Annotated in this window: 23 protein-coding genes; 15 read left to right on the top strand and 8 right to left on the bottom strand. The window is 71.0% G+C overall.

Features of this window, described 5'->3' with window-relative positions; all coding sequences use genetic code 11:
• Window positions 1–26: 26 nt before the first annotated feature.
• Window positions 27–1,457, top strand: coding sequence for a MocR-like transcription factor YczR (yczR, locus tag ABD830_RS31620; RefSeq protein ID WP_344995438.1), 1,431 nt, complete (start codon window positions 27–29; stop codon window positions 1,455–1,457).
• A 36-nt stretch (window positions 1,458–1,493) separates the two neighbouring features.
• Here yczR and ABD830_RS31625 read toward each other — a convergent pair whose 3' ends face one another.
• Window positions 1,494–2,102 carry a trimeric intracellular cation channel family protein gene (locus ABD830_RS31625; RefSeq protein ID WP_344995441.1) on the bottom strand — a complete coding sequence of 203 codons (609 nt, stop codon included), beginning with the start codon at window positions 2,100–2,102 and terminating at the stop codon, window positions 1,494–1,496.
• Window positions 2,103–2,113: 11 nt separating this feature from the next.
• The gene (locus tag ABD830_RS31630) at window positions 2,114–3,583 is read right to left on the bottom strand and encodes a peptide MFS transporter (protein WP_344995444.1); all 1,470 of its coding nucleotides are present in this window, start codon (window positions 3,581–3,583) and stop codon (window positions 2,114–2,116) included.
• Window positions 3,584–3,723: 140 nt separating this feature from the next.
• On the opposite strand from ABD830_RS31630, the gene ABD830_RS31635 reads away from it, so the two are divergent.
• The 3 genes from ABD830_RS31635 (at window position 3,724) to ABD830_RS31645 (ending at window position 7,147) form a co-directional block, all read left to right on the top strand.
• Window positions 3,724–5,583, top strand: coding sequence for an AMP-dependent synthetase/ligase (locus tag ABD830_RS31635; protein ID WP_344995447.1), 1,860 nt, complete (start codon window positions 3,724–3,726; stop codon window positions 5,581–5,583).
• A 70-nt stretch (window positions 5,584–5,653) separates the two neighbouring features.
• On the top strand, window positions 5,654–6,505 hold the full coding sequence (locus ABD830_RS31640) for a hypothetical protein (RefSeq protein WP_344995450.1): 852 nt from the start codon (window positions 5,654–5,656) through the stop codon (window positions 6,503–6,505).
• Between the two features lie 150 nt (window positions 6,506–6,655).
• Window positions 6,656–7,147: a hypothetical protein gene (locus ABD830_RS31645; protein ID WP_344995453.1), complete on the top strand. Its 492-nt coding sequence runs from the start codon at window positions 6,656–6,658 to the stop codon at window positions 7,145–7,147.
• 60 nt (window positions 7,148–7,207) lie between these two features.
• On the opposite strand, the gene ABD830_RS31650 is transcribed toward ABD830_RS31645, so the two are convergent.
• The gene (locus ABD830_RS31650) at window positions 7,208–7,849 is read right to left on the bottom strand and encodes an NAD(P)-dependent oxidoreductase (protein ID WP_344995456.1); all 642 of its coding nucleotides are present in this window, start codon (window positions 7,847–7,849) and stop codon (window positions 7,208–7,210) included.
• Window positions 7,850–7,978: 129 nt separating this feature from the next.
• On the opposite strand from ABD830_RS31650, the gene ABD830_RS31655 reads away from it, so the two are divergent.
• From ABD830_RS31655 to ABD830_RS31665, 3 genes are all read left to right on the top strand, one after another.
• Window positions 7,979–8,347 carry a winged helix-turn-helix transcriptional regulator gene (locus tag ABD830_RS31655; protein WP_344995458.1) on the top strand — a complete coding sequence of 123 codons (369 nt, stop codon included), beginning with the start codon at window positions 7,979–7,981 and terminating at the stop codon, window positions 8,345–8,347.
• A 159-nt stretch (window positions 8,348–8,506) separates the two neighbouring features.
• Entirely contained in the window at window positions 8,507–9,496 is a 990-nt protein-coding gene (gene moaA, locus ABD830_RS31660; RefSeq protein ID WP_344995461.1) for a GTP 3',8-cyclase MoaA, read from the top strand.
• A gap of 4 nt (window positions 9,497–9,500) precedes the next feature.
• Window positions 9,501–10,325: an NTP transferase domain-containing protein gene (locus ABD830_RS31665; RefSeq protein WP_344995464.1), complete on the top strand. Its 825-nt coding sequence runs from the start codon at window positions 9,501–9,503 to the stop codon at window positions 10,323–10,325.
• Between the two features lie 314 nt (window positions 10,326–10,639).
• Here ABD830_RS31665 and ABD830_RS31670 read toward each other — a convergent pair whose 3' ends face one another.
• The gene (locus ABD830_RS31670; protein ID WP_344995466.1) at window positions 10,640–10,927 is read right to left on the bottom strand and encodes a DUF3099 domain-containing protein; all 288 of its coding nucleotides are present in this window, start codon (window positions 10,925–10,927) and stop codon (window positions 10,640–10,642) included.
• A 125-nt stretch (window positions 10,928–11,052) separates the two neighbouring features.
• Here ABD830_RS31670 and ABD830_RS31675 point away from each other — a divergent pair, with 125 nt between their 5' ends.
• Window positions 11,053–11,265, top strand: a complete 213-nt coding sequence (locus tag ABD830_RS31675; protein WP_344995469.1) for a dodecin — start codon at window positions 11,053–11,055, stop codon at window positions 11,263–11,265.
• Window positions 11,266–11,528: 263 nt separating this feature from the next.
• Here ABD830_RS31675 and ABD830_RS31680 read toward each other — a convergent pair whose 3' ends face one another.
• Together ABD830_RS31680 and ABD830_RS31685 are read right to left on the bottom strand one after the other, a co-directional pair.
• On the bottom strand, window positions 11,529–12,899 hold the full coding sequence (locus ABD830_RS31680; protein WP_344995472.1) for a metallopeptidase TldD-related protein: 1,371 nt from the start codon (window positions 12,897–12,899) through the stop codon (window positions 11,529–11,531).
• Window positions 12,896–14,389: a TldD/PmbA family protein gene (locus ABD830_RS31685; protein ID WP_344995476.1), complete on the bottom strand. Its 1,494-nt coding sequence runs from the start codon at window positions 14,387–14,389 to the stop codon at window positions 12,896–12,898. Before ABD830_RS31685 ends, ABD830_RS31680 begins: the two co-directional genes overlap by 4 nt.
• 77 nt (window positions 14,390–14,466) lie before the next feature.
• On the opposite strand from ABD830_RS31685, the gene fabG reads away from it, so the two are divergent.
• Window positions 14,467–15,162: a 3-oxoacyl-ACP reductase FabG gene (gene fabG, locus ABD830_RS31690; protein WP_344995479.1), complete on the top strand. Its 696-nt coding sequence runs from the start codon at window positions 14,467–14,469 to the stop codon at window positions 15,160–15,162.
• Window position 15,163: 1 nt separating this feature from the next.
• A complete protein-coding gene (gene fabI, locus ABD830_RS31695) occupies window positions 15,164–15,928 on the top strand; it encodes an enoyl-ACP reductase FabI (RefSeq protein ID WP_344995482.1) in 765 nt (254 codons plus the stop codon).
• Window positions 15,929–16,191: 263 nt separating this feature from the next.
• On the opposite strand, the gene ABD830_RS31700 is transcribed toward fabI, so the two are convergent.
• Window positions 16,192–17,007, bottom strand: coding sequence for a hypothetical protein (locus ABD830_RS31700; protein ID WP_344995485.1), 816 nt, complete (start codon window positions 17,005–17,007; stop codon window positions 16,192–16,194).
• A gap of 136 nt (window positions 17,008–17,143) precedes the next feature.
• A complete protein-coding gene (locus ABD830_RS31705; protein WP_344995487.1) occupies window positions 17,144–18,091 on the bottom strand; it encodes an aldo/keto reductase in 948 nt (315 codons plus the stop codon).
• Between the two features lie 154 nt (window positions 18,092–18,245).
• Between ABD830_RS31705 and ABD830_RS31710 the strand changes: the two genes are divergently transcribed.
• The 5 genes from ABD830_RS31710 to mshC are packed head-to-tail and all read left to right on the top strand — an operon-like array spanning window position 18,246 to window position 22,169.
• A complete protein-coding gene (locus ABD830_RS31710) occupies window positions 18,246–18,932 on the top strand; it encodes an MSMEG_4193 family putative phosphomutase (RefSeq protein ID WP_344996047.1) in 687 nt (228 codons plus the stop codon).
• A gap of 9 nt (window positions 18,933–18,941) precedes the next feature.
• A complete protein-coding gene (locus tag ABD830_RS31715; RefSeq protein WP_344995489.1) occupies window positions 18,942–19,490 on the top strand; it encodes a DUF3090 domain-containing protein in 549 nt (182 codons plus the stop codon).
• The gene (locus tag ABD830_RS31720; protein ID WP_344995492.1) at window positions 19,487–20,254 is read left to right on the top strand and encodes an SCO1664 family protein; all 768 of its coding nucleotides are present in this window, start codon (window positions 19,487–19,489) and stop codon (window positions 20,252–20,254) included. Before ABD830_RS31715 ends, ABD830_RS31720 begins: the two co-directional genes overlap by 4 nt.
• Before the next feature lie 33 nt (window positions 20,255–20,287).
• Complete coding sequence (locus ABD830_RS31725) at window positions 20,288–20,935, top strand: NRDE family protein (protein WP_344995495.1); 648 nt, start codon at window positions 20,288–20,290, stop codon at window positions 20,933–20,935.
• A gap of 10 nt (window positions 20,936–20,945) precedes the next feature.
• The gene (mshC, locus tag ABD830_RS31730; RefSeq protein ID WP_344995498.1) at window positions 20,946–22,169 is read left to right on the top strand and encodes a cysteine--1-D-myo-inosityl 2-amino-2-deoxy-alpha-D-glucopyranoside ligase; all 1,224 of its coding nucleotides are present in this window, start codon (window positions 20,946–20,948) and stop codon (window positions 22,167–22,169) included.
• Window positions 22,170–22,209: the final 40 nt, after the last annotated feature.

The following is a 22,209-nucleotide window of genomic DNA, read 5'->3' on the forward strand; positions in this document are numbered from 1 at the left end:
GGGCCAATCCTGAAAAGTGGCCTCATATGAGGCATCTGTCCGCTGCTCAGGTGGCCCGGCTCGTCCAGATCGACCCGGCGGCGCGGCCGTACTACCGCGCGCTCGCCGACGGCGTGCGCGCCCGCATCATGGACGGCCAGATCCCGGTACGCGTGCGCATGCCCGCGGAACGCCACCTGGCCGAGACCCTCAAGGTCAGCCGCACCACCGTCACCTCGGCCTACGACCTGCTGCGCGAGCGCGGCTACCTGGAGAGCCGCCAGGGCTCGGGCAGCTGGACGGCCCTGCCCGACCCGGCCACCACGGTGGACAACCCGTGGCTCGGCACCGACGGCGACGGCCTCATCGAGATCCAGAGCGCCGCCCCACCCGCGCCGACGGTCCTGCGGGAGGTGATGCTGGAGGCGGTGGAGGACGTCCCCCGGTACGGCATGGGCAACGGCTACGACCCGAGGGGCCTGCCGGTACTCAGGGAACGCATCGCCGCCCGCTACACCGCCAGGGGGCTGGCCACCAGGCCGGAGCAGATCCTCGTCACGACCGGCTCCCAGCACGCCATCCAGCTCGTGATCGGCCTGCTCGTCGGCGCGGGCGACCCGGTGCTCGTGGAGTCGCCGACGTACCCGCACGCCATCGACGTGGCCCGGCAGCGCGGCGCCAGGATCGTCCCCGTGGGCATCTCGCACGAGGGCTGGCAGGCCGACCTGGTCTCCGGGGCCATGCGCCAGTCGGGGGCGCGGCTGGCGTACCTCATGCCCGACTTCCAGAACCCGACGGGCGCCCTCATGGACGACGCCACCCGCGCCGCCGTCGTGGGCGCGGCCCGGCGCGCCGGCACGGTGCTGCTCGTGGACGAGACGTGGATGGAGCTGGCGCTGGACGAGGTGCCGCGCACGTCGCCGACGGCGGCCTTCGACACCGACAGCCGCGTGATCAGCGTCGGCTCGGCCTCCAAGCTGTGGTGGGGCGGGCTGCGCATCGGCTGGGTGCGCACCACGGCGGCCCTCGCGCGCCGGCTGGCCATGTTCCGCGCCGCCGTGGACATCGCCAGCCCGGTGCTGGAGCAGCTCGTGGTGGCGCGGCTGTTCGACCGGCTGGAGGAGACCCGCGCCGAGCGCCGCCGCACCCTGCGCGCCTCACGCGACGCGCTGGTCTCGGGCCTGCGCGAGCAGCTGCCGGAGTGGACGTTCACGGTGCCGCGCGGCGGAGGCACCCTGTGGGTGCGCCTGGACGGCCACGGCGCCACCCCGCTCGTGGAGGCGGCGGCCCATCACGGGGTACGGCTCGCGCCCGGCCCGTGGTTCGGCCTGGAGGGCACGCTGGAGAACTACCTCCGGCTGCCCTACACCCAGCCGCCCCAGGTGCTGGCCGACGTGGTCACCCGCATCCGCACCGCCCGCGACCACGGCCCCACCGGCGTCCCGCGCCCGTCGGAGGCGCTCATCGCGATGGTGTGAGGGGGTAGACCTCGACCTTCGCGCCATGGCCGCGCGTCATTCGCCGGTGCCCCTGGCCAGAGGGGCGCGCCACTTGCGGCGCATCGCCCCGAGCCGCAGCCCGAACGCGAGCACCGCCGCCGCCAGGGTGGCGGGCCACCCGTGCAGCCCGTACGACGACAGCGCCGCCATCACTCCCGCCCCCAGCAGAGCGGGCACCGCGTAGAACTGCCGGTCGTAGAGGAGGGTCGGGATCTCCCCGACCAGCATGTCGCGCAGCATTCCGCCGCCCACGCCCGTCACCGTCCCGAGCAGGGCGGCGTGCAGCGGGCTGAGGCCGTACTCCAGGGCCTTCTGCGTCCCCACGGCGCTGAACAGGCCCAGCCCCGCCGCGTCCAGCACGAGGATGACCGGCATCCCCCGGGCCACGTGCGGGTGCCAGAAGAAGACGATCGCCGTCGCCACCACCGGCACCAGCACGTACCCGAGGCTCTGGAAGGCGGCGGGACGGACGTTGAGTATCAGGTCGCGGACGATGCCGCCGCCCAGGGCGGTCATCTCGGCCAGCACCGCCATCCCGACCACGTCGAGCCGCTTGCGCACCCCCATGAGCGCACCTGTCAGGGCGAAGACGAAGATGCCGACAAGATCGAGAAGCTCAGTCACATCGGCAATCTTTATCGCATCGCGGGTTCGTGGTGCTCGGCCATCATCGCGCGCAGCTGCCGCGTGAACATGAACAGCGCCAGCCCCGCCACGACCGCCATCGAGGCCAGCACCAGGTAGTACGCCGGATCCGACAGCACGCGGCCGAGCCGTCCCGTCTGCCCGCCGATCGCGTCGCCGACCGAGAACGCGATGAACCAGACCCCGAGCATCTGGCTCTTGAACGCCTCAGGCGCCAGCTTCGTCGTCACCGACAGCCCGACCGGGCTCAGCGACAGCTCGCCGAACACCTGGATCAGGTAGACGAGCACCAGCCACCACACCGACACGCGGCCGTTGCCGGCCAGCGCGGCCGCGACGGCCATGACCACGAAGCTCACCCCGATCATGACCAGCGCGAACGCGAACTTCTGCGGGGTGCTCACCCGCGTCCCGAGCCGCACCCACAGCGCCGCGAACACCGGCACGAAGATTATGATGAACAGCGGGTTGAACGCCTGCGTGGTGGCCGGTGTGATCCCGATGCCGAACAGGGTCAGATCGGTGTGGTCCCTGGCGAAGAAGAGCAGCTTGCTCGGCGCCAGGTCGTAGATCATCCAGAAGATGGACGCGGCCGCGAACAGCCAGATGTACGCCTTCATCCGGATGCGTTCGTCCTCGGTGAGGTCATGGCTGCCGAGCATGATGTAGGCGAAGTACCCCACGGTCACGAGCACGATGACCACGGTGATCGCCACGGTGAGCCGGTCGATCGTGAGCGTGCCGGTCGCCGCCCAGGCGGCCAGGGCGATCGCCGGCGCCCCCACGCCGAGCGCCACCAGGCGGCCGAGCTTGCCGTGCTCCACGTGGGCCGGTGGCTCGCCGATGGCTCGCAGGCCGCGGCCGCCCCGTACGTACTGGACGAGGCCGAGCGCCATCCCGACGGCGGCGGCGCTGAAGGCCAGGTGCCACCGGTCGCCGTCGGCCAGCCAGCCGACCACGATGGGCGCGAAGAAGGCGCCCAGGTTGATGCTGAGGTAGAAGAGCGAGAAGCCGGCGTCCCTGCGCCCGTCGTCCTCCGCCGGGTAGAGCCTGCCGACCATGACGGACATGTTCGGCTTGAGCAGGCCGGTGCCGCTGATGATCAGCAGCAGGCCGAGCCAGATGAAGAGCGGCGAGGTCACGGGCACGGCCATGCTGACGTGCCCCAGCAGGATGAGACACCCGCCCAGGAACACCGACCTGCGCGCCCCCAGGATCCGGTCCGCGATCCATCCGCCGGGCAGCGCGACCAGGTAGATGAGCGCCCCGTAGACGCCCACGACGGCCTGCGCGGTCTCGTCCGGCAGGCCGAGGCCCTGCTGGGCCGGCGAGGCCGCCATGAACGTGGCGAGGATCGCCCGCAGCCCGTACCAGCTGAACCGCTCCCACATTTCGGTGCCGAACAGCGTGGCCAGGGCCCGTGGATGCCCAAAGAACGTTTTTTCCTGTTTTGGCCGCATTCGCCCCCCTAGTACGAATTTGGTGTGATTACTGTACGTGATGGACGCAGGTATTGCTCCGCGAGCTCTTGCCGCTCCGGGACAGCTGTGGTGCGATGCAGGCCACTCACGCAAGTGAACACTGACTGGAGGCGGGTGCCATGGCCGAAGTCCTCGAAGTCCGGGCCGAGATCGAGCGCGAGATCGCCGGCCGTACCGTCTGCGGGCAGCTCAGGCACGCCGCCGAGCGTTACCCGGACGCGCCCGCGTACTCCGATCCTGACGGGGACGGCTGGGCCACGCTGACCTACGGGCAGGCGCGCCTGCGGGTCCTGGAGATCGCCGCGGGGTTCGCCGCACTGGGGCTGCAGCCGGGCGAGTCGGTGGCGCTGATGATGGTCAACCGGAGCGAGCACGTGCTCGCCGACCTGGGCGCGGTGCACGCGGGCGGGGTGGGCTGCACGGTCTACTCGACGTTCGCGCCCGAGCAGATCGCGTTCGTGGCCGGGGACGTGGGCGCCAGGTACGCCGTGCTGGGCGGCCCCGCCGAGCTGGCCCGCTGGCAGCCGGTGCTGGACCGCCTCGACGGCCTCCGCAAGATCATCATGCTGGAGGGGGCGCCCGCCGGCGAGCGGTTCATGGCCTGGCAGGACTTCCTGGAGCTGGGCCGCGCCCGGCTGGCCGTGGACCCGAACGAGGTCGAGGCCCGCTGGCGCGCGGTCACCTCCGACGACGTGGTCACCGTCCTCTACACCTCCGGCACGACCGGCATGCCCAAGGGCGTGCCCCTCACCCACGCGAACGTCTTCTACGAGGTCGCCGCCACCGACCGCATCGCCGAGCTGCCCCTCCTGGGCACCCAGGTCTCCTATCTCACGTACGCGCACATCGCCGAGCGGATCCTCAGCCTGTACGTGCCCCTGGTCAAGGCCTCCCACGTGCACTTCTGCACCGACCTGGCCAACCTGGGCGCCACGCTGGGCCAGGTCAGGCCGATGATGTTCTTCGGGGTGCCGCGGGTGTGGGAGAAGATGGCGGCCCGCCTGCTCGCCGTGCTCGCCACCCAGCCGGAGGAGCAGCAGGCCGCCGTACGCCGGGCCATGGCGGCGGGCGCCGCGTACGTGGAGGCGGGTCAGTACGGCCGGACGATCACCCCCGAGATCCAGGCCGCCTACGACCAGGCCGACGCCTCGCTGCTGTCGGTCATCCGCGGCATGATCGGCTTCGACCGCGCCCAGTGGACCGCCACCGGCGCCGCGCCGCTGCCCGCGGAGGTGCAGCACTTCTTCGCCGGGCTCGGGCTCAAGGTCATCGACGTGTACGGCATGACGGAGACGACCGGCGCGTTCACCGGCAACAGCCCCTCCTGCTACCGCCTGGGCACGGTCGGCAGGGCCGAGCCGGGAGTCGAGGTCCGCATCGCCGAGGACGGCGAGATCCTCGCCCGCAGCCCGCTCAACACCCGCGGCTACCTCAACCGCCCCGAGGCCACCGCCGAGCTCGTCGACGCCGACGGCTGGCTGCACACCGGCGACATCGGCACGGTCGACGAGGACGGCTTCTACCGGGTGATCGACCGCAAGAAGGAGCTGATCATCACCTCCGGCGGCGAGAACATCTCCCCGGCCGAGATCGAGAACCACCTCAAGGAGCACATGCTCATCGGCCAGGCTCTCGCGTACGGCGACAACCGGCCGCACCCGGTGGCCGTGCTGACGCTGGACGGGGAGGTGGCACCGGGCTGGGCGCAGGCGCGCGGCATCGCCTTCACCTCGCTCGCGGAGCTGGCCGAGCACCCGGAGGTGCTCAAGGAGGTGGAGGCCGCGGTCGAGGCCGCCAACGCCAAGCTGGCCAGGGTGCAGCAGGTCAAGAAGTGGGCCCTGCTGGGCACCGAGTGGACGGCCGAGACGGAGGAGCTCACCCCGAGCCTGAAGCTCAAGAGGCGGGTCGTGCACGCCAAGTACGCCGACATCATCGAAGGTCTCTACAGCGGGCCTGGTCCGGCGGACCACCACGGGTGATCCCGGCTTTGCCATTCGTGGCGCGTGTCGAGGTCCTGATCATTACCGGGCGGTTCCTACCGTCTCGATCATGATCAAAAGCCTTCTTCTCGTCTCGCTCGCGGCGGGGCCGCTCACCATGCCCGCGTCCCCGCCCGAGGCCGAGCTCGCCATCCGGTCCATCACGGTACGCCCCGAGGAGCCCGTGGTGGGGGCGTACGACTCCATCCGCCTGGTGATCGACGTGGTCGCCAAGGGGGCGAGGGGCAAGGACGGCGTCAGCGTGAAGGTGGAGCCCGGCGCCCCGCCCGGCACCGTACTGGCGGACAAGGTGACCGACGAGGCGACCGAGCCGCAGCCGCCGGCCCTGGCCCCCAGCCTGCCCGCGGCACCCGAGCCCAGCGTGGAGGTCACGCCCGGCGCTGAGCTTGGGGCGGCCAGGCGGGCGCTGTGGGACGCCATGGGAATCCTCCAGGCGCCGCGCGCGAGCGAGGACTGGGCGACCTGGCGCTTCCTGCCCGACAAGCGGCTCAACCGCTACTATCCGACCGGCACCTGGACGATCACCGCCACCGCCAAGGGGGCGCACGGCGCCACGGTCACCGAGTACGCCTCGTTCCAGTTGAGGCGCGCCACCAGGCTCACGTCGGTGACGGCCGAGGAGGCCGGGCGCTCCGGCGCGGTACGCCTGAGCGGCTCGCTGAGGAGGGTGGACCCGCGCGGCTACACCGGGTACGGCCCGTTCGCCAAGCAGTCGCTGGAGATCCTGTGGCGGCTCGACGAGTCCTCACCCTGGCAGAAGGCGGGACAGGCGACGACGGACGCCTCCGGGGCCTTCGAGACGACGGTCACGGGCCGCACGGGCGGCCTCTGGCGCGTCCGCTACCTCGGAACGGGACACTACGCCCCAGATCTCTCTAAGTCGCAACAAATTACGCAATAGCCGAAAATGGCCCGTGGTGTGGCCTAAAACCGCCGTTGCAGAATCGTGATCGACTTTATCGCAACTTTTCCTTCTCCTTACGCGTCATTGGCGATGACGTGCCTCGAGTCGGGGCCGCGTTTCAGACGGGGAAGGACATTCGATTTGAAGATGCGACGCCTAGCCGCCGGCCTGGCGGCTGCCGCCCTGGGCGCGACGATGGTGGCCACCGCCGCCTCGCCCGCCCTCGCGGACCCGGACCCGGGCCTGGACCCGGACGCCGCGGGCTACACCAGCCTGAAGTTCGACGCGAACCCCGAGCCCGCGTGGCGGGGCCGGCCCATCGACCTCGAGGGCAAGCTCTCCGTGCAGTGTGACGAGGACTACATCAGCGGCCTCGTCTCGGTTCACCACGCCGACAACTGCAACGACGAGGAGCGCTGGCACCGCCTGTCCTGGAAGCGGATCGTGATCCTCTTCCAGCCCGACGGCAGCGGCCGCTGGCAGTACGTGGACAGCGTCAGGACCAGCAGCAGCGGCTACTTCTCGACGAGCGTGACCGCCCGCACGTCCGGCACGTTCCGCGCTGTCTTCGAGGGCTCCCGCTGGCTCTCCCCCTCGGAGGGCAGGGACTGGGTGCGGGTCGTCGGCTACCGCCGCTGACCGCCCTGAGAGACGCCCGGCCGGCTCTCCGGCCGGGCGTTTCCCATTCCCGAAGAACCTCTAGTACGAGACGGCGACCTGGACGCGGTGGTGCCCCGGCCGCTCCACCTCGTCCACCACCGCCACCGCCAGGTCGGCGAACGACAGCGGCGGCTCCAGCGCCGGCACCTGTCCGCCGCCGATCCGGTAACGCCCCGTCCTGGACTCGGAGTCGTCGAGGAACACGGGCGGCGGCGCGAGCACCACCCAGTCGAGCTCCGACTCCTCGAACACCTCCAGCTCCACCGCGTGCCCCAGCGAGAACGCCCGGTGGTCGGCGGGGAAGTCCGGCGTGTCCACGAGCCGGACCCCGGGCGAGACCTCCAGCAGGCTGCCGATCCCCACCGCCACCAGCCGGGACACCCCGGCACGGGCCAGCCCGCCCGTCAGGGCCCGGGCCGCGGCCGTGTAGAACTCCGCCGACGGCATGTCCATCCGGACCGCCGCCTGAACGGCCGCGTCGTGCCCTGCGGCCGCCTCCGCCACGCCGTCGAGGTCGGTGACGTCCCCGGCGACCACACGCACCCCCGGCGACCCTGCAAGCGCCGGATACTTCGCGGGATCCCGCACCACGGCCGTCACCTCGTGCCCCCGCCCGGCCGCCTCCGCGACCACCCGCCTCCCGGCCCGCCCGCCGGCGCCGAAGACCACGATCCTGCTCACTCTCACCACACTCCCGCCGCGTGCCCGGACTCTCCGGGCCACGCGCAGACGGTAAAGGGGCAGATGTCGCTTTCCGCAACGATAGTCACCTCCGCCGCAGGCAGCGGAGTCCGCACGTACGATGTCCGGATGGCCGAGCCTCTCGATCCGGACATGTTCACCGGGTGCCCGCCGGTGTCCGCGCCCTTCCGCGTCGGCGACAAGTGGACCGCGAAGATCATCCGCTGCCTGGAGTCGGCCCCGCGGCGCTTCACCGAGCTCCAGGCGACGCTGCGCGGCATCACCCCGAAGGTGCTCACCGAGTCCCTGCGCGCCATGGAGCGCGACGGCCTGCTCACGCGCACCGCGTACGAGGAGATCCCGCCGCGCGTCGAGTACGAGCTGACCGAGCTCGGCCGCAGCCTCATCGAGCCCATGAACGCGGGCTGCGAGTGGTCGAGACGGCACCTGGCCGAGCTGATGCACGCCCGGGAGACGTGGTACGAGGCCGCGCGGTAGGCGGCACCCGGCTCTCGTGCCGCCGCAGGGCTCGGTCGTCCGGCATGGAATCGATCTAGGGGCCGATGCGTTGGTCATGCGGAGAAGGGTGATTTTGGGGGCCGCCGGGCAGGCGTCGTAGTCTTGGCCCTCTGACGAGCGAAGAGGAGGTGACGCCCCGTGTTGCGAGACTCGTTCGGACGGGTGGCGACGGATCTGCGGGTGTCCCTCACGGACAAGTGCAACCTGCGCTGCACGTACTGCATGCCGCCCGAAGGGCTCGACTGGCTCCCCAACGCGCAGCTTCTCACCGCCGACGAGATTGTCCGCCTCGTGACGATCGGCGTCGAACGCCTGGGCGTCACCGAGGTGCGCTACACCGGTGGCGAGCCTCTCATCCGGCGCGAGCTGGTCGACATCGTCGCCCGCACCACCGCCCTGGCCCCCAGGCCGCAGGTCTCGCTGACCACCAACGGCATCGGGCTGGCCCGGCTCGCCGGGCCGCTGGCCGAGGCCGGGCTCGACCGGGTCAACGTCTCGCTCGACACGCTCGACCCCGCCACGTTCAAGCGGCTCGCCCACCGTGACCGGCACGCCGACGTGATCGCCGGGCTCGCCGCCGCTGCCGAGGCCGGTCTGACCCCCGTCAAGGTGAACGCGGTCCTCATGCGCGACGTCAACGACCACGAGGCGGTGCCGCTGCTGCGGTGGTGCCTCGAGCAGGCGTACGAGCTGCGCTTCATCGAGCAGATGCCGCTCGACGCCCAGCACGGCTGGAGCCGCGAGGGCATGGTCACCGCCGACGAGATCCTCGAGCGGCTGTCGGCCGCGTTCGCTCTCACGGCCGACGACCAGGAGGAGCGGGGCAGCGCGCCGGCCGAACGGTTCCTCGTGGACGGGGGCCCCGCCAAGGTCGGGGTGATCGGGTCGGTGACGCGGCCGTTCTGCGGCTCGTGCGACCGGGTCCGCCTCACCGCCGACGGTCAGGTGCGCAACTGCCTGTTCGCCACGGAGGAGTCCGACCTGAAGAGCGCCATGCGCGACGGGGCGTCCGACGACGAGCTGGCCGCACGGTGGATCGCCGCCGTCGCGCGCAAGCGCGCCGGACACGGCATCGACGACCCGTCCTTCCTCCAGCCGTCCCGGCCGATGTCCGCCATCGGCGGCTAGCGACATGGCGCCGCCTGCGCCTGTACGGGTGCCCTTCGACGCGGTGATCCTGGCCGGGGGAGAGGCCCGCCGGCTGGGCGGGGCCGACAAGCCCGGCCTCACGGTGGGCGGCAGGTCCCTGGTCGAGCACGTGGTGGCGGCCGTGTCCGGCGCGGGCACGACGGTCGTGGTCGGCCCCGAGCGCCCGATCCCCGGTGTGCTGTTCGCCCGCGAGGACCCGCCCAGGAGCGGCCCCGTCGCCGCCCTGGCCGCCGGGCTCGACGAGGTCGCCGCGCCGTGGGTGGTGCTCCTGGCGGGCGACCTGCCGTTCATGACCGCCGCCCACGTGACCGCCCTGCTGGAGGCCGCGCCGGGCGCTCAGGAGCCCCGCGGGGTCGTGATGGTGGACGACGGCGGCCGGGAGCAGTGGCTGGCCGGGGCGTGGCCGGCGGCCCCGCTCAAGGCGGCACTCGCCGCCTATCAGGGACGCTCGCTCAAGGGGCTGCTCGGCCCGCTGGTCGCCGTCCGGCTGGCGCTGCCCGGCAGGCCCTGGTTCGACTGCGACACAATGGACGATCTGGAGGAGGCTCGCATGAACGTGCTCAACGAATGGACCGTCCTGGCCTGCCAGGAGCTGGGCATCGACCCGGCCCGCGTGGACCGCGACCTGATTCTCGACCTCACCAAGGAGGTCGCCCACGGCGTGGCCAGACCGGCCGCGCCCCTGACGGCGTACCTGCTGGGCCTGGCCCAGGGCGCCGGCACCGCCCCCGACGACGCGGTGGCGAAACTGATCACATTGGCGAAGAACTGGGGACAGGCGACCGCCGAGACGTTGACAGACAGCTGAGACTCGAACGAACTCTTGAAGTCAAGCTCCCTCCAACCTGAAGATTTCCTGTGAATTAGGAGGCGGGAGGGAATGAAAACGCTTTCGGGAAAGCGGTCCTATCCGATGATCCGATGACTCCGGCGGTCGTGATGTTGATCAATAAGCCTGCCGGAGAAAAGGCGACGCCGGGTGGTTACGGGGGCAAACCACCCGGCGTCGCGTCATCGGCGTTCCGACGGGGGCCCGGAACGCCGGCACCAGCACTCCGACGGGGGACCGGAGCGCTTGGCTAAAGCGTACACCTACAACCCATGGGATGCGTCAAGACTTAGTCACGACCCGATCTCGCGTCGATGCAGCGGTATCTCGGTTTGGTTAGCTTCGGGCGTGTGAAAGGTAGGCGGAGGGGCACCCTTGCCCCTCTCATTGGCCCCGATTACGGCTATGTATGGCAAAAAGACGGCCCCGGCGATGAAGAGCAGCCGGTACGGCCACGGCACCGGCACCACGACGGCCAGGATCAGGCAGATCGTACGGATGCCCATCTTGACGAGGTAGCCGATCTCACGCTTGTGGATGTCGGCCGTCAGGGACGGCTTGGCGTCCGTGACGTGGTGCACGACTGGTCTCCTACGCCACCCCTTCATATCTTCCACGGTAGACCCCGAGGGGGGAGGGCGCGACAGTGCCCCGGCGCCGGGAAGGGGTCATGCGATCATGGCCTTCGAGTAAGGAGGATGTGGAGATGACGGATCGTACGTACCGCGTCACGGAGATCGTTGGCACGTCCGGGGAGAGCGTCGACGAGGCCATCCGCAACGGCATCAAGCGGGCCTCGCAGACGCTGCGTCACCTCGACTGGTTCGAGGTGACGGAGATCCGCGGCTATATCGACGCGGGGGAGGTCGCGCACTTCCAGGTCGGCATGAAGGTGGGCTTCCGCCTCGAGGACGCCTGACCGCTCTGCCCGGCTGAGCCTTCCGGCAGCCTCCGTGGCCCTGTGTGCGGCCCTGGAGGCCCCAGCGGCCGTCCACCGGCCTTGGAGCGGCGTCGGGGGACAGCCGGCCGGTTGGGCGGCGTCGGGGGACGCCCGGCCGGTGTGGGATGAGCAGGGACGCCCGGCCGGCGCGGGACGGTCAGGGAAACGCCCGCCCGGTGGGGGGACGGACAGGGAAACGCCCGCCCGAGCCGACGGGGCACGGGCGGGCGCGGGTGAGACGGTCAGCTGGCCTGGCTGACCGTGGACATGTTGAAGTCCGGCACCCGGACCGGCGGCATGACGGTGCGCTGGAAGTAGTCGTTCCACTCCCGCGGCAGCGTGCGCTCGGCCGCCCCCACCTCGCTGAGCCGCCCGAGCAGGTCCACCGGGCTCTCGTTGAAGCGGAAGTTGTTCACCTCGCCCACGACCTCACCGTGCTCGATCAGGTACACCCCGTCGCGGGTCAGCCCGGTCACCAGCAGCGTCTGGGGGTCGACCTCGCGGATGTACCACAGGCAGGTGACCAGCAGCCCGTGCCGCGTGGAGGCGATCATGTCCTCCAGCGAGCCGCCGCCGGAGGGCCCCGACATGATCAGGTTGTCGATCCCCGGCGTCACCCGCAGCCCGCTCAGCTCCGCCGAGTAGCGGGTCTGCAGCAGCGCCTCCAGCGTGCCGTCCTTGATCCAGTCGGTCGGCCCCAGCGGCAGCCCGTTGTCGAACACCGAGCTCTCCCTGCTGGAGGCGTGCGCCCTCACGAACGGCGCGCACGCGATGCCCGCCGCCCCCGGATCGCTCGACAGCGTGACGGGGAGCGTGGCCAGCTGTTCGCCCACCCGCGTGCCGCCGCCGGGCTTGGAGAACACCGAACGCCCGTCGAGGGCGTCCCGCGCCCCGGCCGACCAGAACAGGTAGATCATCAGGTCGGCGACCGCGCTGGGCGGCAGCAGCGTCTCGTAACGCCCCGCCGGCAGGTCCACCCGGGTCTTGGCCCATTCCAGCCGCCGCGCCAGCGAGGCGTCCAGCGCCGCCACGTCCACATCGGTGAAGTCCTGCGTGGACACGCCCGTCCACGCCGAGCGCTTCAGGTCGGCCGACTTGGCGTTGAGCTCCAGCCGCCCCGTCGGCTGGTCGTGGCGCAGCCGCAGACCCGTGGACGTGCCGAGGAACGTCGAGTTGAGCGAGTGCTCCGCGAAGCCGTACAGCTTCCTGCCGCCCGCCTCGGCCGCCGCGAACGCCTCGCCGAGCGCCGGCGCGAACCCCTCGAACACCCCGATGTCGGTCGGCTCGACGGAGGAGCCCCAGTGCGGCGACTCCGGCACGCCCTCGACGAGCGGGCGGGCGTCCTCGGCCGGCTGGGCGTCCCGCGCGGCCGCGTCGGCCGCCGCCACCACGTCCGCGAGCTGCTCGTCGCGTACGATCGACCGCGACACGACCCCGGTGCTCCCGCCCGAGATCGAGATCACGGTCACCCGCGAGGAGCGGGCGACGCCGTTCGTGGTGAGGGTGTTGCCCGCGAAGCGCAGGTTGGCCGTGGAGCCCTCGTCCACGAGCACCACGCAGTCGTCGTTCGCCGAGAGCTCCAAAGCCTTCTCGACCATCTCCTGAGGCGTCACTTGCCGCCCTCCTGAACGGTGTTGAGGATCCGCACGCCCCTGAAGAGCGCCGACGGGCAGCCGTGGCTGACCGGCGCGACCTGACCCGGCTGGCCCTTGCCGCAGTTGAACGCGCCGCCGAGCACGTATGTCTCAGGCCCGCCGAGGGCCTCCATTGACCACCAGAAGTCCGTCGTGGTCGCCTGGTAGGCGAAGTCCCTGACCTGGCCGGCCAGCTTCCCGTGGGAGATCCGGTACGCCCGCTGCCCGGTGAACTGGAAGTTGTAGCGCTGCATGTCGATCGACCAGCTCTTGTCGCCGACGATGTAGATGCCGCGTTCCACGCCCGCGATCAGCTCGTCGGTCGAAGGGCCGCCGGGCGCCGGGGCCAGCGACACGTTGGCCATGCGCTGGATCGGCATGTGGCCCGGCGAGTCGGCGAACGCGCACCCGTTGGACCGGCCGAGCCCCTTCATCAGCGCCATCCGCCGGTCGAGCTGGTAGCCGACCAGGATGCCGTCCTTGACGATGTCGAAGCTCTGCCCCTGCACGCCCTCGTCGTCGTAGCCGATCGTGGACAGGCCGTGCGTGACCGTCCTGTCGCCGGTCACGTTCATCACCGGCGAGCCGTACACCAGCTCGCCGAGCTGGTCGAACGTGGCGAAGCTGGTGCCCGCGTACGCCGCCTCGTAGCCCAGCGCCCGGTCCAGCTCGGTGGCGTGGCCGATCGACTCGTGGATCGTCAGCCACAGGTTGGACGGGTCGATGACCAGGTCGTAGTCGCCCGCCTCGACCGAGGGCGCCGCGATCTTCTCCGCCAGCAGCTCGGGCAGCCTGCCGAGCTCGGCCTGCCAGTCCCAGCCCGTGCCCGTCAGGTATTCGTACCCGCGCCCGACCGGCGGGGCGAGAGTGGACATGTCGTCGAAGCCGCTCTCGTGGGCCTTCATCGCGTTGAGCTTGGGATGCACCCGCACCCGCTGCTGTGTGGTGACCGTGCCGGCCGTGTCGGCGTAGAACTTCTGCTCCTTGACCTGGAGCAGCCGCGCCGACACGTGGTCGGCGCCCTTCATCAGCCCGGCCGACCAGTCGGCCAGCAGGCTCACCTTGTCGGCCGAGGCCACATCGAACGGGTCGACGTCGTACGAGGACACCCACACCGCGTCGGCGTGCACCGGCTCGGGGGCGAGCTCGATGGGCTCCCTGTTGATCGGGGCGCTCACCTCGGCCACCCGCACCGCCTGCTCGGCGACCGTCGCGGCCGCCTCCGGCGTCAGATGGATGCCCGCGGCGAACCCCCACGTGCCTCCCTTGACGACACGCACGGCGTAGCCCAGGTCGTCGGCGTCCATGGCGCCTTCGAGCCGGGCGTCATAGAGGCTGAGCGTCTCGGCTCTGACACGTTCCAGGCGGAAGTCGGCGTGCTCGGCGCCGAGGTCGCGGGCGCGTTGCAGGGCGGCGTCCGCGAGCTGCCGCAGCGGCAGCTCCAGGAAGTCGGGATCGATCTGGCGCATGTCCACGATCCTAACCCTGTGATCTTGTGCCACCCGGACAACCGGATACCCGCCGGTAGGAGATAGCGTCTGATGCCATGGCACGCTCTGTACTCGTCACCGGGGGCAATCGCGGCATAGGCCTCGCGATCGCCCGTGAACTCGCCGCGGCCGGCGATGCCGTCGCGGTCACCTACCGATCGGGGGAGCCGCCCGAGGGCCTGTTCGGCGTGCGCTGCGACGTCACCAGCATGGCCGACGTCGAGGCCGCGTTCGACAAGGTCGAGGCGGAGCAGGGCCCCGTCGAGGTCCTCGTCTCCAACGCGGGCATCACCAAGGACACGCTGCTGGCGATGATGAAGGAAGACACCTTCACCGACGTCATCGACGCCAACCTGACGGGCGCGTACCGCGTCGCCAAGCGGGCCATCCGCCCGATGATGAAGCTCAAGCGCGGCCGGATCATCCTCATCTCCTCGGTGGTCGGCCTGTCCGGCCAGGCCGGCCAGGCCAACTACGCCGCCTCCAAGGCCGGGCTCGTCGGCTTCGCCCGCTCCCTGGCCCGCGAGTACGGCTCGCGCAACATCACGGTCAACGTGGTCGCGCCCGGCTTCGTCAAGACCGACATGACGGCCGACCTCGACACCGAGGCGATCGTCTCCCAGATCCCGCTCGGGCGGCAGGCCGTGCCCGGGGAGGTGGCACGCGTCGTACGCTTCCTGGCAGGCGACGACGCCTCCTACATCACCGGGGCCGTGATCCCGGTCGACGGCGGACTCGGAATGGGGCACTGACGTGGGAATTCTCGAAGGCAAGCGGATCCTCGTGACCGGCGTGCTCACCGACTCCTCGATCGCGTTCTCGGTGGCCAAGCTGGCCCAGGAGGAGGGCGCCACGGTGGTGCTCACCGGGTTCGGCCGGCTGAGCCTGGTGGAGCGCATCGCCAAGCGCCTGCCCAGCCCGGCGCCGGTGCTGGAGCTCGACGTCCAGAACACCGAGCACCTCGACACGCTCGCGGCCCGGGTCGGCGAGCACGTGGACGGCCTCGACGGGGTCGTCCACTCGATCGGCTTCGCCCCCCAGACGGCGCTCGGCGGCAACTTCCTCAACACCACGTGGGAGGACGTCGCCACGGCCCTGCACGTGTCCACCTACTCGTTCAAGTCCCTCGCCGTGTCCTGCCTGCCGCTGATGAAGGAGGGCGGGGCGGTCGTCGGCCTCGACTTCGACGCCACGAAGGCGTGGCCGGTCTACGACTGGATGGGCGTGGCCAAGGCCGGCCTGGAGTCGTGCAGCCGCTACCTGGCGCGTGACCTGGGCAAGCACAACATCCGCGTCAACCTGGTGGCGGCCGGCCCGCTGCGCACGATGGCGGCCAAGTCGATCCCCGGTTTCAAGGAGTTCGAGGACAGCTGGCCGGAGAAGGCCCCGCTGGGCTGGGACCTGTCGGACACGGGTCCGGCGGCCAAGGCGTGCGTGGCCCTCATGTCCGACTGGTTCCCGGCCACGACCGGCGAAATCGTCCACGTGGACGGCGGCGTCCACGCCATCGGCGCCTGACCGCCCTCTCGGGTTTGCCCCCCGGCCGCCGTCGCACACGGCACCGGGGGCGCCTCCTGGCCGTGTCGGTGACGCAGTCGTGTCGGTGACGCGGTCATGTCGGTGACGCGGTCGTGTTGGTGACGCGCTGGAGGCGGTGCCTCCGCCGCGTTGGTGGTGCTGCCTGGGCTCGCACGCCGTGCACCGTAGACGGGCGCAGCGCCGTGGAGAAGGGCGGTGCTCGCCTGGTGCGGCGGCCGAGTGTGTCCGGCGGCTGTCCGGGGTCAGGCCAGGCGGTGGCGGCCGTTGTTGCCGGCGTGGGCCGGTTCGAAGGGGATCGACTCCGACGGTTCCGCCCGGTGCCGGCGTTGCTGCACGATCCGCGTGGCCAGCACCGCCGACGCCAGCAGCGCGATCGTCAGCGCCGTCCCCAGCACGTCCGAGGCCGGCGGGCTGGGCCGTACCACCCGCTGGTCCTGCATCGGGACCGTCAGCTCATGAGCGAACGGATTGGGCCACAGCAGATCCACCCGGGGCTCGTCCGTGTCGACGACCGTCTTCTCCTCGGAGACCGGCCGCCCCGTGTCCATGAGTTGCGGCCGCTCCTCCGGCGGTGTGGGCGCGGTCGTCGGCACGACGGACTCCACCCCCCACTCCCGGGGCCGTGAGGTGCGGCCGGGGGTGGGCGAGGGCGACACTTTCTCCACCCCGCTCTGGTCCTGGCAGGCCAGCACCGGCAGGCACACGCCGCCCAGGGTGGCGTCCAGCCCCGTGGAGGAGGGGGTGGGCGTGTCGTGCGAGGAGGACTTGGGGGCCGGTGTCGTCTTGGTGGTGGGCACCACCTCCCCGACGCGGCCGAGCACCTCGTCGGTGGTCTTGTCGACGCCGTCTGTCACCTTGTCGGTCGTCCCGCCCGTCAGGTCGTCGACCGTGCCGGTGATGCCGTTCACCACGTCGCACAGCGTGTTGGTCACCCCGGAGAGCAGGCCGCCGTCTCGCGTGCAGTCCTGAGGAGCGGCCGACGCGGCAGGCGCCGCCACCGGGACGGCCGCCAGCGCCACCGCGAGAACTCCAGCCGAGATCGCGGCTCTGCTCCCCATCCATCCCCTCCTGCGTCGCTTACAGGGGAAATCTTTATGGACATCGCGCATGGGACGCAGGCGTTTGCCGGGTAAAGTTGCGATTCGGTATCGAGTAGTGATACACGAGGGAGCCTCTCGTTCGGAAAGCGAGCGGTCAGTCGAGTGACGACACGTCATCGAGGGCCTCTCGGATCTCTATGGGCAGCACCACGTCCTCGGCCGTCAAGGCCCCCGTGAGCTGCGCGTGCGTACGGGCGCCGACGATGGCCGAGGTGACCCCCGGCTGGTCGCGCACCCAGGACAGGGCGACCGCCAGCGGCGACACGCCGAGCCCGTCGGCGGCGGTCATGACCGACTCCACGACGCTGCGGCTGCGATCGTCCAGGTAAGGCCGGACGAAGTCGGCGAAGTGCGGCGTAGCGGCCCGGGAGTCGGCGGGGATGCCGGTGCGGTACTTCCCGGTGAGCACCCCGCGCCCCAGCGGCGACCAGGCCAGCACGCCCACGCCCAGGTGGGCGGCGGCGGGCAGCAGCTCGCGCTCGGGCTCGCGGGCCAGCAGCGAGTATTCGGCCTGCGCCGAGATGATCGGGATGCGGCCGGGGACGGACTTCTGGGTGACCGCGGCCGCGGCCAGCTGCCAGCCGGTGTAGTCGCACACGCCCGCGTAGACGGCCCGCCCCGAGGAGACGATCGCGTCGAGCGCGGCCAGGGTCTCCTCCAGGGGGACCTCGTCGTCGTACGTGTGCAGCTGCCACAGGTCGACGTAGTCGACCCCGAGCCGGTTGAGCGACTCGTCGACCGCGGCGATCAGGTGGCGCCTGGAGGCGTCGCGCGGCCTGCGCCCGGCCGGCGTCACCACGGCCTTGGTGGAGATGACCAGCTCCGAACGCGGCACGGAGTCGCGCAGCATCCGCCCCAGCAGCCGCTCGGCGTCGCCGCCGGTGTAGACGTCGGCCGTGTCGATGAGGTTGCCGCCGGCCTCCAGGAACGTGCGGAGCTGCGCGGACGCCTCGTCCGCGTCGGTGTCACGCCCCCAGGTCATCGTGCCGAGCCCCAGCCGGGACACCGACAGGCCGCTGCGGCCGACATAGCGCTGCTCCATGATCCCGCCAGGGTACCAACAACAGACCTGCTCATCAGGCTGCCGCTCCACTGTCGTTCGTGGTCAGCGCGGGGGCGGCAGCCCGGCTCGCGTGTTTCTCGATTGCCATCAAGGCGGGTGAAAAGTTGTGATCGACGCCTGGGAGACTTACCGGGTGACCACCCTGCTTCTGGCCCGACACGGGCTGACGGACCTCACCGGCCCGGTGCTGGCCGGGCGAACACCGGGCGTGCATCTGAGCGAGGCCGGCCGGGCGCAGGCCGCGGCGCTCGCCGGCCGCCTCGCGGGCGTCAGGCTCGACGCCATCGTCTCCAGCCCGCTCGAACGATGTCAGGAGACGGCCCAGGCCGTCGCCGGCGGGCGCGAGATGGAGGTGCGGACCGACGACCGCTTCATCGAGTGCGGGTACGGCGACTGGACCGGGCGGCCGCTGAAGGAGCTCGCCAAGGAGCCGTTGTGGCAGGTGGTGCAGGCGCACCCGAGCGCGGCCACATTCCCGCAAGGGGAGTCGCTGGCCGGTATGCAACATCGGGCCGTCTCCGCGATCAGGGAGTGGAATCAACGTCTCGGTGAGAAGGGTGTCTACCTGGTTTGCAGCCACGGCGACGTGATCAAGTCGATCGTCGCGGACGCTCTGGGCCTCCATCTCGATCACTTTCAGCGGATAACAGCTGATCCGGCGGCCCTCACCGTCATTCGCTATGCCCCCTTGCGACCCTTTGTTCTCAGGCTTAACGATATGGGGGAATTGAGGCTCCCCGAGGATTCGGAGGAGAAAGACGGGGGAGAAAACATCACCGGGAGCGATGCCGCCGTCGGCGGTGGACCCGGAACCACGTAAGGTCAGCGTATGCCGGTCTTCGACTACGACCCACCAGAGAGGTTCGTCGCCGGTGCCTTGGGGCAGCCGGGCGCGCGGGCCTTTTTTCTGCAGGCCAGGGCCGAGGGCAGACTGACCACGGTGGCGCTGGAGAAACTGCAGGTCGCCGCGCTCGCGGGCAGGCTGGACGAGCTGCTCGACGAGGTGCTGCGGCTCAGCGGGGGCTCCGCGCACGTCCCCGCGCTGGCCCCTGCCGACCTGACCGACGACGCTCCTCTCGAGACCCCGGTCGCGGAGGACTTCCGCGTGGGCACGATGGCGCTGGCCTGGGACGCGGAGAGATCGCAGGTGGTGATAGAGGCGCAGGAGGTCGTCGACGAGGACGACGTCGACGGCCCGGACCCGGCGGTCCTGCGCGTGCGCATCAGCGCGGGAGCCGCTCGCGCCTTCACCCAGCGGGCCCTCCAGATCGTCGCGGCGGGCCGACCGCCCTGCCCTCTGTGCGGACAGCCGCTCGATGCCACCGGTCACGTGTGCGTGCGTCTCAACGGATACCGCGGGGGTGAGGCGGCTTCATGACCGCTCCTGAGAGCGAACCGGCCATCAAGCCGTCCCGACAACCGCCGTCCATACAAGACGATGAGGCTCTCGCGTTGCTGCGCGACGGCCGCCTGGAGGTGGCCGGCCGGCTGGTCGAGGCCACCAACATGACGCTGTACTGCTCGGTCAAGCTCGGCTCCCGCACGGCCGCCTGCGTCTACAAGCCGGTACGCGGCGAGCGTCCGCTGTGGGACTTCCCCGACGGCACCCTCGCCGCCCGTGAGGTGGCCGCGTTCGAGGTGTCGCAGGCCACCGGCTGGAACATCGTGCCGCCCACGGTCTACCGCGACGGACCCTTCGGGCCGGGCATGGTCCAGCTCTGGATCGACACCGAGCGGGAGATCGACCTCACGCGGCTGGTCAAGAGCCGCAACCCGCTGGTGCGCCGGATGGCGGTGTTCGACGCGGTGGTCAACAACGCCGACCGCAAGGGCGGGCACCTGCTGCCCCTGCCCACGGGGCACGTCTACGGGGTCGATCACGGGGTCTGCTTCTCCGTCGAGGACAAACTCCGCACCGTGCTCTGGCAATGGCGCGGCAAGCCTCTGGCCCGCGAGGCGGTGGCCGTGCTGGCCAAGCTCGAGCGCGACATCGAGTCGGGCTCGCTCGGGCGCAGGCTGCGCGAGCTGCTGACGCTGCCGGAGGTGGAGGCCACCTGGCAGCGGGTCAGGCGGCTGCTCGACACGGGCGTCCACCCGTACCCGTCGGAAGGATGGCCCGCCATCCCCTGGCCCCCGATCTAAAGCGTTCGTCGCCCGTTTATTACTCTTTGCGCCATGTGCACGCTGATCGTGAGAACCGGGCGGCCGCTGGCCCTCATGGGCGTGAGGGACGAGTACGCCGATCGCCCATGGGAGGGTCCGGGGGAGCACTGGCCGGACTACCCGGGGGTGGTCGGCGGGCGCGACCTCAAGGCCGGCGGCACCTGGCTGGCCGTCAACCCTTCGGCCCGCCGCGCCGCCGCGCTGCTCAACGGGCGCGGCAAGGCGGCCGAGGAGACGACCAGGATCTCCCGGGGAGATCTGGCGCTGCGGGCGGCGTACACCGGGCAGGCACCCGGCGGCGACCTCACCCGCTACGACCCCTTCCACCTGGTGCTCGCCGATCTGACGCGCGTCCGCCTGTTCAGCTGGGACGGCGACCGGCTGGCCACCACCGACCTGCCCGAGGGCACCAGCATGGTGGTGAACACGGGGCTCGACCCGGCGGACGAGCGGGTGGCCGCGTACCTGCCCAGATTCGAGAGCGAGCCGTGGGACGAACTGATCAAGGCGGAGCCGTCCGCCGACCCGGCCGCGCTCATCGTCCGGCACGAACTGCCCGACGGCCGGATCTTCACCTCCCTGTCGGTGATGGAGGTCACACTCGCGCCGGACGCGGTGACGTACGACTTCGCCGACCTGACCGCTGATCGGGACGGATAGGCTCAAACACATGAGATCGTGGGCTGCCCAGAACGTTCCCAAGCTCCCAGGTGAGAGCATTCCGCTGAGTCTCTACGACACGTCGGCCAGGCAGGTAAGGCAGACCGATCCGGGGCCGACCGCCAGGATCTACGTCTGCGGCATCACCCCCTACGACGCCACCCATCTCGGCCACGCCAACACGTACCACGCCTTCGATCTCGTCGGCCGGATGTGGCGCGACGCGGGCCACGAGGTGCACTACACGCAGAACGCCACCGACGTGGACGATCCGCTGCTGGAGCGGGCCGCGGAGACCGGTGTCGACTGGCGGGACCTGGCCGAGCGGGAGATCGAGCTGTTCCGCGGCGACATGGAGGCGCTGCGGATCCTGCCGCCCCGCGAGTACGTCGGCGTCACCGAGGTCGTCGGCCGCGTCGCCGACGTGATCGCCAAGCTGTCCGCCAAGGGCGTCACGTACGTCCTCGACGGCGACGTCTACTTCAGCGTGGCCGACGCCCCCAAGTTCGGCCAGGTGTCCGGCTACGACGAGGCCGAGATGACGGCCCTGTTCGCCGAGCGCGGAGGCGACCCCGGCAGGCCCGGCAAGCGTCATCCCCTCGACTGGCTGCTGTGGCGGGCCGAGCGGCCCGGCGAGCCGGTTTGGGAGTCCCCCCTGGGCCGGGGCCGCCCCGGCTGGCACATCGAGTGCACCGCGATCGCCCTCGACAGCCTGGGCGCGGGCTTCGACGTGGCGGGCGGCGGCTCCGACCTGATCTTCCCGCACCACGAGTGCGGCGCCTCCGAGGGCCACGCGCTCACGGGCGAGTGGCCGTTCGCCAAGTTCTACACGCACGCGGGCATGGTGGCGCTCGACGGCGACAAGATGTCCAAGTCCAAGGGCAACCTGGTGTTCGTGTCGAAGCTGCGGCAGGCGCACGACCCGATGGCGGTCCGGCTCGTGCTGCTGGCCCGGCACTACCGCGCCGACTGGGAGTACGTCCCGTCGATGATGGCCGACGCCGAACGCCGGCTGGCGACGTGGCGCTCCGCGGTCGCGCTGTCCTCGGGCCCGCGCGCCGACGACCTGCTGGCCACGGTGCGTGCCCGGATGGCCGACGACCTCGACTCACCGGGCGCCGTGGCCGCCATCGACGCGTGGGTGGCCGAAGCCCTCACCACCGGCGGCCACGACCCCGACGCCCCCGGTCTGGTCCGCGACCTGGCCGACGCCCTCCTGGGCGTCGCACTCTGACGGTGCTTGCCCTCTGACGGCGTCCCGGGGGAGGGGCGGT

It is taken from the genome of Nonomuraea helvata (assembly GCF_039535785.1).
GTDB lineage: Bacteria > Actinomycetota > Actinomycetes > Streptosporangiales > Streptosporangiaceae > Nonomuraea > Nonomuraea helvata.